The organism is Pseudomonas sp. B21-035, assembly GCF_024748945.1.
Taxonomy (GTDB): domain Bacteria; phylum Pseudomonadota; class Gammaproteobacteria; order Pseudomonadales; family Pseudomonadaceae; genus Aquipseudomonas.
In genome coordinates this window covers 359,447-375,650 of the sequence record NZ_CP087179.1, presented here as the reverse complement: position 1 = coordinate 375,650, position 16,204 = coordinate 359,447, and the positions used below count along the sequence as shown (strand labels likewise).

Sequence of the window (16,204 nt, the reverse complement as noted above, 5' to 3'; positions counted from 1 at the left end):
TGCACCTGAGCAACTCAGCCCATTTTGGTTCACAAAAAGCGTGATCTCAGGACTTTGTAGGCATTTTTCGCGCAAATACAGGTCTTAATCCGGAAATTCCGCTTCTTTTCGGAGCCTTGGTTTGCTTTTTGCATTTTCTTTGTACCAGCGGATTACCAGCGAGCGCGACTTGGGCCCAGGCCGAGGTTGTATGAGCCAAAAGAGGTCACCGACGCCCCATGACCATCAGCGATGCACTGCACCGACTGCTACTGGACAACCTGACCACCGCCACCATCCTGCTCGACGCCGAGTTGCGCCTTGAGTACATGAACCCGGCAGCGGAGATGCTCCTGGCCATCAGCGGCCAGCGCAGCCATGGTCAGTTCATCAGCGAGCTGTTCACCGAATCGCCCGAGGCGCTGAACTCCCTGCGCCAGGCGGTAGAGCACGCGCACCCCTTTACTAAACGTGAAGCCCAGCTGACCTCGCTGACCGGCCAGACCCAGACCGTCGACTACGCGGTAACGCCGATCCTCAGCAAGGGCGCGACCCTGCTGCTGCTCGAAGTGCACCCGCGTGACCGCCTGCTGCGCATCACCAAGGAAGAGGCCCAGCTGTCCAAGCAGGAAACCACCAAGATGCTGGTGCGCGGCCTGGCCCACGAGATCAAGAACCCGCTCGGTGGCATTCGCGGCGCCGCCCAGCTGCTGGCCCGCGAGCTGCCGGAGGAGGGCCTGAAGGATTACACCAATGTGATCATTGAAGAGGCCGACCGCCTGCGCAACCTGGTCGACCGCATGCTCGGCTCGAACAAGCTGCCGTCGCTGGCCCTGACCAACATCCATGAGGTGCTGGAGCGGGTCTGCAGCCTGGTCGAGGCCGAAAGCCAGGGCGGCATCACCCTGGTGCGCGATTACGACCCGAGCCTGCCGGACGTGCTGATCGACCGCGAACAGATGATCCAGGCGGTGCTCAACATCGTGCGCAACGCCATGCAGGCCATCAGCGGCCAGAACGAGCTGCGCCTGGGCCGCATCAGCCTGCGCACCCGGGCCATGCGCCAGTTCACCATCGGCCACACCCGTCACCGCCTGGTGGCCCGAATCGAGATCATCGACAACGGCCCGGGCATCCCTGCCGAGCTGCAGGAAACCATCTTCTACCCCATGGTCAGCGGCCGCCCGGACGGGACCGGGCTGGGCCTGGCCATTACCCAGAACATCATCAGCCAGCACCAGGGCCTGATCGAATGTGACAGTCACCCTGGCCACACCACCTTCTCGATCTTCCTGCCGCTGGAACAAGGAGCCACCGCCTCATGAGCCGAAGTGAAACTGTCTGGATCGTCGATGATGATCGTTCCATCCGCTGGGTGTTGGAAAAGGCCCTGCAACAGGAAGGCATGACCACCCAGAGCTTCGACAGCGCCGACGGGGTCATGAGCCGACTGGCCCGGCAACAGCCCGACGTGATCATTTCCGACATCCGCATGCCCGGCGCCAGCGGCCTGGACTTGCTCGCGCAGATCCGCGAGCAGCACCCGCGCCTGCCGGTGATCATCATGACCGCCCATTCCGACCTCGACAGCGCGGTGGCGTCCTATCAGGGCGGCGCCTTCGAATACCTGCCCAAGCCATTCGATGTCGACGAGGCGGTATCGCTGGTCAAGCGCGCCAACCAGCACGCCCAGGAGCAACAGGGCCTGGACGTCGCCCCGAGCCTGACCCGCACCCCGGAGATCATCGGCGAAGCACCGGCAATGCAGGAGGTGTTCCGCGCCATCGGCCGCCTGAGCCATTCCAACATCACCGTGCTGATCAACGGCGAGTCCGGTACCGGTAAAGAACTGGTCGCCCACGCCCTGCACCGCCACAGCCCACGGGCGGCGTCGCCGTTCATCGCCTTGAACATGGCGGCGATCCCCAAGGACCTGATGGAATCGGAACTGTTCGGCCACGAGAAAGGCGCCTTCACCGGCGCTGCCAACCTGCGCCGCGGACGCTTCGAGCAAGCCGATGGCGGCACGCTGTTCCTCGACGAGATCGGCGACATGCCGGCCGATACCCAGACCCGCCTGCTGCGGGTGCTGGCCGATGGCGAGTTCTACCGGGTGGGCGGCCATGTGCCGGTCAAGGTTGATGTGCGAATCATCGCCGCCACCCACCAGAACCTGGAAACCCTGGTGCAGGCCGGCAAATTCCGCGAAGACCTGTTCCACCGCCTGAACGTGATCCGCATCCACATCCCGCGCCTGGCCGATCGTCGCGAAGACATCCCGACCCTGGCCCGCCACTTCCTCGGCCGCGCCGCCCAGGAACTGGCGGTGGAGCCGAAATTGCTCAAGGCCGAAACCGAGGAGTTCATCCGCAACCTGCCGTGGCCGGGCAACGTGCGCCAGCTGGAAAACACCTGCCGCTGGATCACGGTGATGGCCTCCGGACGCGAAGTGCATATCGGCGACCTGCCACCCGAGCTGCTTAACCTGCCGCAAGATTCAGCGCCGGTGACCAACTGGGAACAGGCCCTGCGCCAGTGGGCAGACCAGGCCTTGGCCCGCGGCCAATCGAGCCTGCTCGACAGCGCCGTGCCGAGTTTTGAGCGGATCATGATCGAGACCGCCCTCAAGCACACCGCCGGCCGCCGCCGCGATGCCGCAGTGCTGCTGGGCTGGGGCCGCAACACCCTGACGCGCAAGATCAAGGAGTTGGGGATGAAGGTCGATGGCGGTGACGAGGACGGCGACGACGAGGCCTGAGCGGTAACCTGATCGCGGGGCAAGCCCGCTCCTACCAATTGGTGTGGGAGCGGCGGTGCGGCGATCCGACTTGCCCCGCGATGCTTTTGCACCGAACCTGTGCCCTGCGCACCGCAGCAAAGCACAAATCCCCCGCCTACCCTCGCCTAAGCCCTTAAAATCCGCCATTTCCCGCACTGCAACAAAACTGGCACACACCCTGCATTAGTATCAGTACTTCCAGTTTTGGGGACCTTGGTACAGGCAGGCCGGGGAATCCCCTCTTTTATTCGCGCAGTTTCACCTGCACCCGCCAGCGTCCGCCCTCCTCTGCACCGGCCCATTCGCCATGCAGAGGGCGGGCCGCGACCAGGGTCACAAGCAAGCCGCCGTCACTGTGCTGCACCCGCCAGCTCACCGGTTTGCCCTGCAACTGCAACTGACCCCGCGCAACCTTGCCCTCGGCCTCGAACAGTAGCGCCAGGGTACCTTCGACTTCTTCGCCGTGCAGCTTGGGCTCTTCATTGAACCACAGGTTCAAGCCCGCCTCGACCACCTCGACCTGCTCCAGCACCCGTGGCTCTGGCGCAGTCAGGCGACCGATCATCAGCCCCACCAGCATGCCGAACAGCGCCAGGGAAAACAGCACGCGCGGCCATAGCTGCGAACGCGGGTCCGGTTCAGGAGTAGAATGCTCGACATCTTTATGTTCGGAGCCGTGCATGTTTCACGTCATCCTCTTTCAACCAGAGATTCCGCCGAATACCGGCAACATCATCAGACTGTGCGCCAACAGCGGTTGCCACCTGCACCTGATCGAGCCGATCGGCTTCGAGCTGGACGACAAGCGCTTGCGCCGGGCCGGTCTGGACTACCACGAGTATGCCACGCTCAAGCGCCACCCAGACCTGCCCAGTTGCCTGGAAAGCCTTGGCCAGCCGCGGCTGTTCGCCTTCACCACGAAGGCCTCGCACCCTTACCACGAAACCGCCTTCCAGCCGGGCGACGCCTTCCTGTTCGGCCCCGAAAGCCGTGGCCTGCCGGCCGAGGTGCTGGACAGCCTGCCCGCCGAGCAGCGCCTGCGCCTGCCGATGCGCCCGGGCTGCCGCAGCCTGAACCTGTCCAACACGGTGGCGGTGACGGTGTACGAAGCCTGGCGCCAGCAAGGGTTTGCCTGAGCAAAGAAAAAAGCGCCCCGAGGGGCGCTTTTTGCTTCATCGCAACAGGCTTATTGCAGCGAAGGGGCTTCGCCAGCTTCCTGCATGCGTTGCATTTCCTGAGCGTACAGGGCGTCGAAGTTGACCGGCGAGAGCATCAGCGCCGGGAACGAACCACGGGTCACCAGGCTGTCCAGCGCTTCACGGGCGTACGGGAACAGGATGTTCGGGCAGAACGCGCCCAGGGTGTGGCTCATCGACGCCGGGTCGAGGTTCTTGATCAGGAAGATACCGGCTTGTTGCACTTCAGCGATGAAGGCCACTTCGTCGCCGTTCTTCACGGTCACCGACAGGGTCAGCACGACTTCGTGGAAGTCGCCTTCCAGGCCTTTCTGCTTGGTGTTCAGGTCCAGGGCAACGCTTGGCTCCCACTGCTGACGGAAGATCGCCGGGCTTTTTGGCGCTTCGAACGACAGGTCGCGCACGTAGATGCGCTGCAGGGAGAATTGCGGAGCGTTATCGTCGGCTGCGGCTGCGGCGTCGTTGTTCTGTTGATCAGTCATGACAGATCCTTCTTTCCAGAGTCTTTAATGGGTTTCTGATTCAGGCCTTGAGCAGCGCATCGAGCTTGCCGGCGCGCTCCAGGGCATACAGGTCGTCGCAACCGCCGACGTGGGTGGAACCGATCCAGATCTGCGGCACCGAGGTACGACCGGCCTTCTGGCTCATTTCGGCGCGCACCTGAGGCTTGCCATCGACCTTGATCTCTTCGAAGGCCACGCCTTTGCTTTCAAGCAGGTATTTTGCCCGCGAGCAGTAAGGGCAGTAATCGCTGGAGTAGACGATGACGTTGCTCATGTCACTTCACCAACGGCAGGTTATCGGCCTTCCAGCTCGACACGCCGCCCGACAGCTTGGCAGCGGTGAAGCCGGCCTTGAGCAGTTCGCGCGCGGTGGTGCCGGCGTGCTGGCCCATGGCGTCGACGATGATCAGGGTCTTGTTGGCCTTGTGCTTTTCCAGCTCGCCGATGCGCGCGGCGACCTTGTCCTGGGGAATGTTCACGGCGCCCACGATGTGACCGGCGGCGTAGTCCTTGCTCGAACGGATGTCGATCACCAGACCCTTGTCGGCGTTGACCAGCGCGGTCAGTTCGCCAGTGCTGAGGCTGCGGCCGCCCTTGCGTGCTTCGGTGACGATCAGCAAAACCAGCAGAACGACGAAGATACCGACCAGCAGATAGTGATTTGTTGCGAATTCAATCAGGTGAGCAACCATCGGAGGGTGTTCCAGGCCATTAAAAATGTTGGCCAGTATACACAGCCCCCAAGGTCGGCCAAAGCCCGCCGGGCAGGGTTATCGCCAGTAATTCTCATTGCCGGGCTACAGCCCGTCGGCCCGCGCCGTCGGGCCTGCAAGGTTAATTCGTCATTCGTGGCCAATTTGCCCTAAAATGCGTGTCTTTATCATCTGAACAACCGTGAGTGTGGGATTGATGACGAGCACGCCAAAACCCTTGGTCCTGATCATCCTCGATGGTTTCGGTCACAGCGAAAGCCACGAATACAACGCCATCTATTCGGCCAACACGCCAGTCTACGATCGCCTGCGCGCCACCCAGCCGCACGGCTTGATCTCTGGCTCCGGCATGGATGTCGGCCTGCCGGACGGGCAGATGGGCAACTCCGAGGTCGGTCACATGAACCTCGGTGCTGGCCGCGTGGTTTACCAGGACTTCACCCGGGTGACCAAGGCGATCAAGGACGGCGAGTTCTTCACAAACCCCGTGCTGTGCGGCGCGGTCGACAAGGCCGTCGGCGCCGGCAAGGCGGTGCACATCCTTGGCCTGCTGTCCGATGGCGGCGTGCACAGCCACCAGGACCATCTGGTGGCCATGGCCGAGCTTGCCGCCAAACGCGGTGCCGAGAAAATCTACCTGCACGCCTTCCTCGACGGTCGCGACACCCCGCCGAAAAGCGCGCAATCCTCGATCGAACTGCTCGACGCCGCCTTCGCCAAACTGGGCAAGGGCCGCATCGCCAGCCTGATCGGCCGCTACTACGCCATGGACCGCGACAACCGCTGGGACCGCGTATCGGCTGCCTACAACCTGATCGTCGACAGCAGCGCCGAATTCACCGCCGACACCGCCCTGGCCGGCCTTGAAGCCGCCTACGCCCGCGACGAGAGCGACGAATTCGTCAAGGCCACGCGCATTGGCGAAGCGGTAAAGGTCGAAGATGGCGACGCAGTGATCTTCATGAACTTCCGTGCCGACCGCGCCCGCGAGCTGTCGCGGGTGTTCGTCGAACCGGACTTCAACGAATTCCCACGGGCACGCCTGCCAAAACTGGCTGCCTACATCGGCCTGACCCAGTACTCGGCAAAAATCCCGGCGCCGGCCGCCTTTGCCCCTGGCAGCCTGAACAATGTGCTCGGCGAATACCTGGCGAAAAACGGCAAGACCCAGCTGCGCATCGCCGAAACCGAGAAGTACGCCCACGTCACCTTCTTCTTCTCCGGTGGTCGCGAAGAGCCGTTTGAAGGCGAAGAGCGCATCCTCATCCCGTCGCCGAAGGTCGCCACCTATGACCTGCAGCCGGAAATGAGCGCACCGGAAGTCACCGACCGCATTGTCGAAGCCATCGAGCAGCAGCGTTACGACGTGATCGTGGTCAACTACGCCAACGGCGACATGGTCGGCCACAGCGGCGTGTTCGAGGCCGCGGTCAAGGCCGTCGAGGCCCTGGACCTGTGCGTCGGGCGCATCGTCGAGGCGCTGGACAAGGTCGGCGGCGAAGCGCTGATCACCGCCGACCACGGCAACGTCGAGCAGATGGAAGACGAATGCACCGGCCAGGCGCACACTGCGCACACCACCGAGCCGGTACCGTTCATCTATGTCGGCAAGCGCAAGGTGCAGGTCCGCGAAGGCGGCGTGCTGGCCGACGTGGCGCCGACCATGCTCAAGCTGCTGGGCCTGGAAAAACCGGCAGAAATGACTGGCACCTCGATTCTGATCGACGGCTAAAGCCGTTAGCGACAAGCTGCAAGCCGCAAGAAAGAGCCCATTGACCCGCTTTTCTTGCCGCTTGTGGCTTGCCGCTTGTAGTTAAAGCCGTTTTTTTTGCCGCCTATGGCGGGCATACTAGGCCAGTCTCTATGCCTGGTGCCGCCCACCCCATGTTTCGCGCCCTGATCGTACTCGCCCTGTCTTGCCTGCTCAGTCCGGCTTTTGCCGATGAGCGCGCGCAAACCCAGCAGCAACTGGACGCTACGCGCCAGGACATTGCCGAGCTGAAAAAGATGCTTGGCAAGCTGCAGGAAGAAAAATCCGGCGTGCAGAAAGACCTGCGCTCAACCGAAACCGACATCGGCAAGCTGGAAAAGCAGGTGGAGGCCCTGCAACTCGAACTAAAAAAGACCGAAGGCGAACTGGAGCGCCTTGATACCGAGAAAAAAAAACTCCAGAGCGCCCGCATTGAACAGCAACGACTGATCGCCATCCAGGCCCGTTCGGCCTATCAGAATGGCCGCGAGGAGTACCTGAAGCTGCTGCTCAACCAGCAGAATCCGGAAAAATTCGCCCGCACCCTGACTTATTACGATTACCTGAGCCAGGCGCGCCTGACCCAGCTGCGTAATTTCAACGAGACCTTGCGCCAATTGGCCAACGTCGAAAAAGACATCAACCTGCAGCAGGCCCAGTTGCTGGCCCAGCAAGGCACCCTCGACAGCCAGCGCCAAGAGCTGGAAAAAGTCCGCACCGAGCGTAAAGAGGTGCTGGCCAAGCTCAACAACGACGTCAAGGCCCGCGACCAGAAGCTGCAGGCCCGTGAGCAGGACCAGGCCGACCTGAGCAAGGTGCTCAAGACCATCGAGGAAACCCTCGCCCGTCAAGCCCGCGAGGCCGAAGAAACACGGCAAAAAGCCCTGCTCGCCGCCCAGGAAGCGGAAAAACAACGCCAGCGCGAAGCCCTCGCCGCCAACAGCAGCGACGCGCCGAAAAAGCCCAAGGCGCTTCCCGGCCCGCTGGTGTCCAGCAGCGGCGAAACCTTCGGCGGGGCTTTTTCTGCTGCACGGGGAAAACTTCCATGGCCCGTCAATGGTCGATTGCTGGCACGCTTTGGCGAAACCCGCGGCGATGACTCACGGGCCAAGTGGGACGGGGTAATGATCAGCGCCTCCCAAGGCAGCCAGGTGCGCGCCGTGCATGGCGGCCGGGTAGTGTTTGCCGACTGGTTGCGCGGCGCTGGACTTCTGGTCATTCTCGACCATGGTAATGGTTACCTGAGCCTGTACGGCCATAACCAGAGCCTGCTCAAGAGCGCCGGCGATGTGGTCAAGGCCGGTGAGGCCATCTCCACCGTCGGCAACAGCGGTGGCCAGGACAGCTCGGGGCTGTATTTCGCCATCCGCCAGCAGGGCCGCCCCAGTGACCCCGCACAATGGTGCCGTGCCCAGGGATAGGCAACACCCCTTATTTGACGGCGTAGCGCAACTTCGGGCTGCGCCGATGCTCTACGGAGCGCTACCAGGATCAGGAGTTCGTTCGACATGCTGCAATCGCCTCGCCTCACCTCGCTGGCCCTGACCATCGCCATGGTCCTCGGCGCGCCCCTGGCCCGCGCGGCCGAGCCGGCCAAGCCCGCCGCGATTCCAGCGACGACGGTCTCGGCACCCTCGGCCAAGGCACCGCTGCCGCTGGAAGAGCTGCGCACCTTCGCCGAGGTCATGGACCGCATCAAGGCTGCTTATGTCGAACCGGTAGACGACAAGACCCTGCTGGAAAACGCCATCAAGGGCATGCTCAGCAACCTTGATCCGCACTCGGCCTACCTCGGCCCGGAAGACTTCCTCGAACTGCAGGAGAGCACCAGCGGCGAGTTCGGCGGCCTGGGCATCGAAGTGGGCATGGAAGACGGCTTCATCAAGGTGGTCTCGCCGATCGACGAGACCCCGGCCTCGCGCGCCGGCATCGAAGCTGGCGACCTGATCGTCAAGATCAACGGCCAGCCGACCCGTGGCCAGACCATGACCGAAGCGGTCGACAAGATGCGCGGCAAGGTCGGCGAGAAAATTACCCTGACTTTGGTGCGCGACGGCGGCAACCCGTTCGATGTCACCCTTGCCCGTGCGGTCATCCAGGTCAAGAGCGTCAAGAGCCAGATGCTCGAAGACGGCTACGGCTACATCCGCATCACCCAGTTCCAGGTCAAGACCGGCGAAGAAGTCGGCAAGGCCCTGGCCAAGCTGCGCAAGGACAACGGCAAGAAGCTGCGCGGCCTGGTCCTGGACCTGCGCAACAACCCAGGCGGCGTACTGCAATCAGCCGTGGAAGTGGCCGACCACTTCCTCACCAAGGGCCTGATCGTCTACACCAAGGGCCGCATCGCCAACTCCGAGCTGCGCTTCTCCGCCGACCCGGCCGATGCCAGCGAAGGCGTGCCATTGGTGGTGCTGATCAACGGCGGCAGCGCCTCGGCCTCGGAAATTGTCGCCGGCGCCCTGCAAGACCAGAAACGCGGCGTGCTGATGGGCACCGACAGTTTCGGCAAGGGCTCGGTGCAAACCGTACTGCCGCTGAACAACGACCGCGCACTGAAGATCACTACTGCGCTGTACTTCACCCCCAACGGCCGCTCGATCCAGGCCCAGGGCATCGTCCCGGACATCGAGGTGCGCCGCGCCAAGATCACTGCCGAGCAGGACAGCGAGAACTTCAAGGAAGCCGACCTGCAAGGTCACCTGGGCAACGGCAACGGCGGCGCTGACCGTCCGTCGGGCAAGGCCGGCAGTGCCAAGCCACGCCCACAGGACGATGATTACCAGCTGAGCCAGGCCCTGAGCCTGCTCAAGGGCCTGAGCATCACCCAGGGTAAATAAGGCCAGTCGATGCGTTACCTGCTGTTGGCCCTGTTGTACCTGATGAGCGGCGTCGCCCTGGCGGCGCCGGCTCATGGGGGCAAGGCCTACCTGACACTGATCATCGACGACCTGGGGCAGAACCCTGCGCGCGACTCACGCACCCTGGCCCTGCCCGGGCCGGTGACCCTGGCGATCATGCCCGATACCCCGCATGCAACTGACTTCGCCCGCCAGGCCCATCGCGCCGGCAAGACGGTGATCCTGCACATGCCCATGGACCCGGCGACCGGCCCCTACGCCTGGCAACCCGGCACGCCGCTGCCGGAGCTGGAACGACGGCTGAACGCGGCGCTCGACAAAGTCCCCTATGCCGTCGGCATCAACAACCACATGGGCAGCCGCATGACCGCCGAGCCTGCGGCTATGGCCTGGTTGATGGGAGAATTGCAGCGCCGCGGCCTGTTCTTCGTCGACAGCCGCACCAGCGCCGCCACGGTAGCCGCCAAATCCGCGCAGGACATCAGCCTGGCCAGCGTCTCGCGGGATGTCTTTCTCGATGACGTGCGCACTACCGACGCCATTGCCGGCCAGCTGCAACAGGGCATCGCCCTGGCGCGCAAGCAGGGCTCAGCAGTGCTGATCGGCCATCCTTATCCACAGACTCTGGAAGTGCTCGAGCGCGAACTGCCCAAGCTCAAGGCCCAGGGCATCGAATGGATCGAAATAGCGCAGATGATCGCCGAGCGCGGCAACCGGGCGATGCCGGCTCACGGCAAGCAGGGCCTTTACAGCCCTGCTCGTGCGGCCCAGTGAGCCTTCGTCAATCCCAGGGAAGGATTCGTTCGAGCTGACTGGCCTTCAGGTCTGCCCGATAGATCTCCAGGAACTGCTGGTTAGTCTTCGCCGCCTGCAACTGTGTCTCGCGTCCCCACGTGCGCTCGGCCCAGAGTTTCAGATGGCCTTTGCTGAACTGACGCCGGTTGGCGGCCTGGGAGCTGTAGTGCAGATGCACTTCCCATAAACCGCTGTCCCGCACAGGCCCTTGCGCCTTGCGCACCTCATAGACATCCAGGTAATCGTCAGCTGCCAGCCTCTTGCGCTCAACGGTCCTGGCGATGGTGATCTGCCCTTCAGCGTGAAGGTAGGCAAGACTTTCACCCGTCGGTCGACTGCTGGCCAGATGCAGCGTCTTCAGCAGAGTGCGCTTGCGCTCATTCAAGTGGCTGATGCTCTGCTCCACAGTTGCTCGCAATGCACTGTCATTGGCTGCGGCGTCTGTGCCTTCAAGCATTTTGGCTACGCGCTGAAGTTTCTCGACATGACGTTCGATGACAAAAGACAAGCTGTGTGGTTCGTTCGAGGCGATGTAGCGCTTTGCCAGGGCGATTACACCGGCAACCTCGGTGTTCAGGCGCGGAGCCTGAGTACGTGCCTGCGCCCGCTCACTGGCGGTCACGGGCGCAGACTCAACCGGGAGCGTGGCCTCCACCACTTCGACCCAGACGTCACCCTGCTGGTGGTAGGTGCCAAGCACCTTTTTGCTCACGGGGTCACGCTGCTCGACCACTGGCTCGCCGAGCAGTTGCGTCTCTTCGCCGACCAGTGTTTTGCCTCCTCGCAAATGAACCACTCGACGCATGCCGGTCCGTGGCTTGTACGGCAAACGCTTGAACGGTAGCGGGGTCTTCCATTGCTGCTCGCGAACGGCCGCCTCCAGCTCAAGCTCCGCCGTCGCTTTAACCAGCCGCACCTGCTCCTTGTAATAATTGAGTGCCTGCTTGTTTACCGCCACACCACCAAAGCGCTCAAGATAGTCGACCATGGTCAAGGCATTGGCATACTCACTCTGCACGCTTTGCAGACCGCTGATGGTTTCTTCTGAGGTAAAGTTGCCGCTGATCAATTCATCCAGGGTACTGCCTGCACCGCTGACGGACTTGCCAATCAGGTAATCGTTGGTGGAAACAAGTGTCTGCTCATCGGCGCCAGACAGTCGTTCCAGCGAGAGCTCGGCAAGGTCCCTGATCAGGTCTGTTCTCAGTTGCAATGTTGTCACTGAGCGCTGACCAACAATACTGTGGACCTGCTCCTGCTTGCCGTCATAGGCAATAGTGCCGTCGTTCAATGTATCAATCAGCAGCACGTCCAGTTTTTCCATTATCTCCTGTATACGCAGCTGCAATGGCACCACAGCCATATGCCTTGCTCGGTAGGTGTTGTACACCGCCGCCTGTTCCGGGGTTGCCGGCAAGGTTACTATTTGTTTGCGAAGCGCAGCTAACTCATCGAACCTGGCCAGCAATATCAGTTCATCATGGACCAACACATAGTTCCTGAGGAGCTGCTTGCGCACCATGCCCCGTCGCTGTTTCATCGGCCTTGCCGTGACTTCAGGCATGAATTTGGCGTACTTCGGCGTGAGCAGCTCTTTCATGCTGACCTCCACCTTCAGGTCGATATTGATTGACTGTTCCAATGTGTCGATCAGCGCCCTGCGTGTCGTGTCCAGCATGCCCTTCTTATCAGCAATCTTCATACCTGTACTGTCGAGCAATGCGCTGAGACCTTCAGTGGTATCACCTTGATCAGTACGCGCCTGCAAGCTATCGCGCAGGTTCAGCAACCTCTGCAACTCACTCGAATGCTCCGCCATCGATGCCCACTGCGGTGTTATCTTGGCGACCAGTGCATTGTTTTTCAGGTCCAGTTCACCGATCTCGGACTGCAGCTTGCTGACCGCTTCCTGGTTGGCGTCCTGTTGCCCAGCCACTCGCCGCTTGGGGCCCCCTCCTCTGAGCCGCAGCTTCAGATCAAACTGCCACGAATTGTTGTCCAGGGTCAGCCAGGGGCCAGTCTGGCCTTGCTCGTCGACCACCTGCTCCCCTTGGGCGTCCGCCCTGACGGCATAAACATGACCTTCAATCGACGCGTAGTATCGTTCCCCAAGCAGGTAAAGCCCCCGGTACGGCCCTTGGCTCAACGGCGAATGATTCTCCAGTGAAGTCGCTGAGCGGTAACTGGAGAGCGGTCGAGGATAATCCGTCGGGCTCAGCTTGAGCCCCCGTGGCCCATACCAGGAAAAGTCCAGCTCCAGGTCCGCTTTCCCCCGCAGAGCAGCGCGCGGAAAGGTTTTGCCCTGGACAGCATTGACCCGGGGGAGGGAGGGAATGACCCGGCGACCCGGACCAAAGACCGCGATCTCACGCTTGTCTGCGGCAACTGGCGGCTCGACCTTCGGCAGGCTGGCGTGAAACAACACCATGACCAGGTTGAGCAGCAGATCGACCACTGCCGTTGATTTTTCGAACTCATTGCCATTTTTCAATGCACCTGCATCAGCATGCACCATCAGCGCGCCCTGAACGAGCCAGGCAAGCACAGCCACTGGACCCCGTAAAAACGGCGTCGCCACGCTGAACAGCAGGTTGAACAACAAGCCTGCACCCTCGAGCAGCATCGCCCAGCGGTCTTCGGCATTGGAGATCGTCTCGCGCTCGGCCAGCTCCACCAGCATCTGCGAATTGGCCATGTACAAGTTGGTGTCCGCTCCCGGTTGCCAGCCCTGCAACTCCAGCTGTGCCGGCTGAACGGGCTCCAGCTCCAGTTGAGTATCGAGAACAGGCCGACGCAGATGCGGCTCCTGGAAACCGCCATTGGCATATACCCGCTGAGCGTCGCTGCTCATCCAGGCCAAAATGCCTTGCTGCAGCCCCTCGTCTGCCAGGATCTGTTCAAGCAACGCCTGCTGGTTGGCAAACTCCTGGAAAGGTTTTTCAGCGCTCATTGGCCGGTAGAGCACGACATTTCCCGCAGCGTGCGCCGAGATAAACACAAAGGTATTGGTCACTCGATCGGCTTCGCTGGCAGCCTCCTCACGCTTGAACGCCAAAGGCGCCAACAGGCTTTGACCCTCACCGCTGTCCGCTCGAAAGAACGCGACAACACGCTGGTAACCGGTTTCAGACAGCGCTCCATCGATCTTGGCCTTGAGCGCAAGGAGCGGCAACTGGCTTGCCTGCTCCATGGCAAACAGGCTTATCCGCTCGACGTTCTGGTCCGTATCCTGAAGCCTTTTGCTCAGGTACTGGGGATAGGTGCGACCGATATCTGCACGCTGCACCAGCGCTTTCAGGTAATCGGTAGTCAACCAGGACCACAGCTGCTGGTCGGTTTTATGCGTGATTTTTTCCAACCTGGCGCCCTTGGCCGAGCCCAGGTTGCCAATGGCAAATTCAGTCAGGGACAATCGCTTGATCTCAACACTCCCTGACGATGTACCCGCAACCCCGCGCGCCAACCAGAACTCCAGCACCAGGTCATCGGCGTCATAGTTAGCCTCGCTCGGATGGTCAGCGCGCATCAGTTCCAGCAGGGACTTGCGCGTGAAGGCGCGTAGATCAAGGATGCCATCAAGGGAGGATTTGCCGTTGGAGCTGGCTTGCGCGACCAGCAGATCCAGCACCCGCGCACGGTACTCCAGTCGATCAGCCAGGGAAGCTTGACGCAACCATTGCGGCAGTTCGGATTCGCCCTGCCGTAACTGCAACAGCCGGTAAGGATGTGCGCTGAAGAAAGACGCTGGATCGGTCAAGGCAGCGTACCCCTGCTCCAGCTCGACTATGGTGCTGAAATGCCGCCCGTTCACAGGCTCCAGACCTTCAAGCAGCAAGTTCAGGAGCACTGCCCCCTGCATCGCGAACATGTCGGTTGTGATGGGGTATCGATCCCAAGCGAATGAATCAAGCTGATACTCAAGGGCCAGCCCATCACTCAGGCTTTGGGCCATGCTGTCCAGCGAATCAAAGGCATCGATACGCCCACTGGGCTTGCACAACAGAACGATGTTGCGATCGGCCAATGTCAGTGTCACCAACAGGTCCGGCAGCAACTGCTGGTAACGGGCCTCGCCACTAGCCACCGTGACATCAAGCACAAAAACTTCAGGCACCCCGCTGGGATTGTGCCACTTGGTGCTATTACTCGCCGCCAACAGCGCATAAATGCAGTTGCGCTGCTCATCATCCAGGCCTTGTGCTTCAACCCCGCTGGCCAGGGCGGCCTTGAGCATGTGACTCACCTCCTGCAGAGGCGTACCCCCCGAACGGCTTCGCGCCTGCCAGAAGTCGACCTGGGCGCGATGAAGAAACGGCTCGACATTGGCCAGCAGCTCATTGAGCGCGTCAGTGACCAGGGTCAGATCAGGAAGTCTGTCCAGACCACCGGCCAGGTCGCGGCCATAAATGGGTCGGGGCGTAGGGGTAAAGCTCAGGAAACAATTGGTCAGCTCAACCCCGGTGAAATTGAAGGTTGATTGCGAGATGAGCTTTTCGAGAAAGACTTCGGCCAGTGACATTGTCGTCAATGTGTCGAGATCTTCAGGCTCTCGCGTACAGAGATAAATCTCTCTTGACTCGCGCAGTTGCGGGTAGCTTTTGTCGATTTCGGGGTATTGCTTGGCCAGCCGCTGCACCAATTGCTGATGCACTACAGCGCGCAGCGTTGGCCGGGAAGCAAACGCCAGACCGACAGTTTGCTCAAAGGAGTCCAAGGCGATGGTCATTGTCGTTGTCTCTGGGTAAGGGACCCGTGACGATAACGACACCTATCGCATTGCCTGCGTTAACTATTGCTCAGGACTTTTACAGGTAACGAGCGAACACCTGCTCGACAAAGCCGTCGCGGCGCATCTGCTCAAGGGCCTGCTGCAGTTTGTTCACCACCTCGTCCGGCACTTCGCGGTTGAGCGCCAGGTACAGCTCGGCACCGTGAAAACGCAGCACCGTCTTGAGCTTGCTCACACCTACCTGACGCGCCAGGTAGCGACCAGCCGGATCGCCACTGGCCCACAGGTCGATTTCGCCGTTCAGCAGTTTTTTCGCGTTGTCACGGTCGCGCAGCACCAGTACCGGGTTAAGGCCTTGCGCGGCCAGGTACTCGGCGATCGCATCACCCTTGTAGGCCCCGATGCGGTAACGCTTGGCCTCCTGGAGGTTGCTGACGGCAATCGGACTGCCTTCGGGGGCCAGCAAAATCCAGTCATCCGGCCCCAACGGCCCGACCCACTTGAACAGCTTTTCCCGCTCCGGCTGGCGGGCCATGACGAATACGCCGTAGCCGGGCGTTTGCAGGGCCTGCTCGTAGATGCGCTGCCAGGGGAAACGCAAGGTCATGCTGTAGGGCACCCCGGCGCGCTTGAACATCTCGCGCACCAGGTCCGCGGCAATGCCGTTGATGCCATCGTCACGGGCGAAGCTCTTGCCGTTGATGGCCATGTTATAGGGCGGGAAGTTTTCGGTGAGCAGCACCACAGGCTCGCTGGCGCGGGCGAGGTGGCTGAACGACAGGCAACTGCACAACAACAGGACAAGACGCTTGAACATGATGGCACCGGGCTCCTTGGCAACGCCAAGAGTGCCGGGGCCTGCTGCGCCTGTCCAGTCTGCACCGGTATCACAACAAAAAGGG

General features: G+C 61.6%; 13 protein-coding genes. 7 read left to right on the top strand and 6 right to left on the bottom strand.

The genetic code is table 11. The features are described from left to right. The first annotated feature begins 218 nt into the window (after positions 1-218). A complete protein-coding gene (gene glnL, locus LOY22_RS01655; protein ID WP_038997586.1) occupies positions 219-1,304 on the top strand; it encodes a nitrogen regulation protein NR(II) in 1,086 nt (361 codons plus the stop codon). Beyond that, positions 1,301-2,737, top strand: a complete 1,437-nt coding sequence (ntrC, locus tag LOY22_RS01650) for a nitrogen regulation protein NR(I) (RefSeq protein WP_093377053.1) — start codon at positions 1,301-1,303, stop codon at positions 2,735-2,737. The genes glnL and ntrC overlap by 4 nt, the downstream gene beginning before the upstream one ends. 265 nt (positions 2,738-3,002) lie before the next feature. Here the strand turns inward: ntrC and LOY22_RS01645 are convergent, their stop codons facing one another. Beyond that, entirely contained in the window at positions 3,003-3,440 is a 438-nt protein-coding gene (locus tag LOY22_RS01645; RefSeq protein ID WP_045193905.1) for a hypothetical protein, read from the bottom strand. Between LOY22_RS01645 and LOY22_RS01640 the strand changes: the two genes are divergently transcribed. After that, the gene (locus tag LOY22_RS01640; protein WP_195885493.1) at positions 3,439-3,894 is read left to right on the top strand and encodes a tRNA (cytidine(34)-2'-O)-methyltransferase; all 456 of its coding nucleotides are present in this window, start codon (positions 3,439-3,441) and stop codon (positions 3,892-3,894) included. The genes LOY22_RS01645 and LOY22_RS01640 overlap by 2 nt on opposite strands. A 50-nt stretch (positions 3,895-3,944) precedes the next feature. Here LOY22_RS01640 and secB read toward each other — a convergent pair whose 3' ends face one another. The 3 genes from secB to LOY22_RS01625 are packed head-to-tail and all read right to left on the bottom strand — an operon-like array spanning position 3,945 to position 5,149. Further along, a complete protein-coding gene (gene secB / locus LOY22_RS01635; protein ID WP_045193907.1) occupies positions 3,945-4,436 on the bottom strand; it encodes a protein-export chaperone SecB in 492 nt (163 codons plus the stop codon). A gap of 40 nt (positions 4,437-4,476) precedes the next feature. Continuing rightward, positions 4,477-4,731 carry a glutaredoxin 3 gene (gene grxC / locus LOY22_RS01630; protein WP_045193908.1) on the bottom strand — a complete coding sequence of 85 codons (255 nt, stop codon included), beginning with the start codon at positions 4,729-4,731 and terminating at the stop codon, positions 4,477-4,479. A gap of 1 nt (position 4,732) precedes the next feature. Then, complete coding sequence (locus LOY22_RS01625; RefSeq protein ID WP_010222286.1) at positions 4,733-5,149, bottom strand: rhodanese-like domain-containing protein; 417 nt, start codon at positions 5,147-5,149, stop codon at positions 4,733-4,735. A gap of 217 nt (positions 5,150-5,366) precedes the next feature. Between LOY22_RS01625 and gpmI the strand changes: the two genes are divergently transcribed. The 4 genes from gpmI to LOY22_RS01605 all read left to right on the top strand — a co-directional run bounded on the left by gpmI (position 5,367) and on the right by LOY22_RS01605 (position 10,552). Then, positions 5,367-6,902: a 2,3-bisphosphoglycerate-independent phosphoglycerate mutase gene (gpmI, locus tag LOY22_RS01620; RefSeq protein WP_093377059.1), complete on the top strand. Its 1,536-nt coding sequence runs from the start codon at positions 5,367-5,369 to the stop codon at positions 6,900-6,902. Between the two features lie 152 nt (positions 6,903-7,054). Then, on the top strand, positions 7,055-8,341 hold the full coding sequence (locus tag LOY22_RS01615) for a murein hydrolase activator EnvC (protein ID WP_258595947.1): 1,287 nt from the start codon (positions 7,055-7,057) through the stop codon (positions 8,339-8,341). A gap of 87 nt (positions 8,342-8,428) precedes the next feature. After that, positions 8,429-9,757, top strand: a complete 1,329-nt coding sequence (locus tag LOY22_RS01610) for a S41 family peptidase (RefSeq protein ID WP_045193911.1) — start codon at positions 8,429-8,431, stop codon at positions 9,755-9,757. Between the two features lie 9 nt (positions 9,758-9,766). Then, a complete protein-coding gene (locus LOY22_RS01605) occupies positions 9,767-10,552 on the top strand; it encodes a divergent polysaccharide deacetylase family protein (protein ID WP_258595946.1) in 786 nt (261 codons plus the stop codon). 7 nt (positions 10,553-10,559) lie between these two features. Here the strand turns inward: LOY22_RS01605 and LOY22_RS01600 are convergent, their stop codons facing one another. Next, entirely contained in the window at positions 10,560-15,299 is a 4,740-nt protein-coding gene (locus tag LOY22_RS01600; protein ID WP_258595945.1) for a dermonecrotic toxin domain-containing protein, read from the bottom strand. Between the two features lie 79 nt (positions 15,300-15,378). After that, positions 15,379-16,119 (bottom strand): ABC transporter substrate-binding protein, encoded by a 741-nt coding sequence (locus LOY22_RS01595; protein ID WP_093377071.1) that lies wholly within the window; start codon positions 16,117-16,119, stop codon positions 15,379-15,381. Positions 16,120-16,204: the final 85 nt, after the last annotated feature.

Excerpts from the sequence above, each read along its gene's own strand:
- LOY22_RS01610 (WP_045193911.1), top strand. The coding sequence starts at position 8,429 with ATGCTGCAATCGCCTCGCCTCACCTCGCTGGCCCTGACCATCGCCATG.
- ntrC (WP_093377053.1), top strand. The coding sequence starts at position 1,301 with ATGAGCCGAAGTGAAACTGTCTGGATCGTCGATGATGATCGTTCCATC.
- LOY22_RS01615 (WP_258595947.1), top strand. The coding sequence starts at position 7,055 with ATGTTTCGCGCCCTGATCGTACTCGCCCTGTCTTGCCTGCTCAGTCCG.
- LOY22_RS01645 (WP_045193905.1), bottom strand. The coding sequence starts at position 3,440 with ATGCACGGCTCCGAACATAAAGATGTCGAGCATTCTACTCCTGAACCG.
- LOY22_RS01595 (WP_093377071.1), bottom strand. The coding sequence starts at position 16,119 with ATGTTCAAGCGTCTTGTCCTGTTGTTGTGCAGTTGCCTGTCGTTCAGC.
- LOY22_RS01640 (WP_195885493.1), top strand. The coding sequence starts at position 3,439 with ATGTTTCACGTCATCCTCTTTCAACCAGAGATTCCGCCGAATACCGGC.
- LOY22_RS01625 (WP_010222286.1), bottom strand. The coding sequence starts at position 5,149 with ATGGTTGCTCACCTGATTGAATTCGCAACAAATCACTATCTGCTGGTC.
- grxC (WP_045193908.1), bottom strand. The coding sequence starts at position 4,731 with ATGAGCAACGTCATCGTCTACTCCAGCGATTACTGCCCTTACTGCTCG.
- LOY22_RS01605 (WP_258595946.1), top strand. The coding sequence starts at position 9,767 with ATGCGTTACCTGCTGTTGGCCCTGTTGTACCTGATGAGCGGCGTCGCC.
- glnL (WP_038997586.1), top strand. The coding sequence starts at position 219 with ATGACCATCAGCGATGCACTGCACCGACTGCTACTGGACAACCTGACC.
- LOY22_RS01600 (WP_258595945.1), bottom strand. The coding sequence starts at position 15,299 with ATGACCATCGCCTTGGACTCCTTTGAGCAAACTGTCGGTCTGGCGTTT.
- secB (WP_045193907.1), bottom strand. The coding sequence starts at position 4,436 with ATGACTGATCAACAGAACAACGACGCCGCAGCCGCAGCCGACGATAAC.
- gpmI (WP_093377059.1), top strand. The coding sequence starts at position 5,367 with ATGACGAGCACGCCAAAACCCTTGGTCCTGATCATCCTCGATGGTTTC.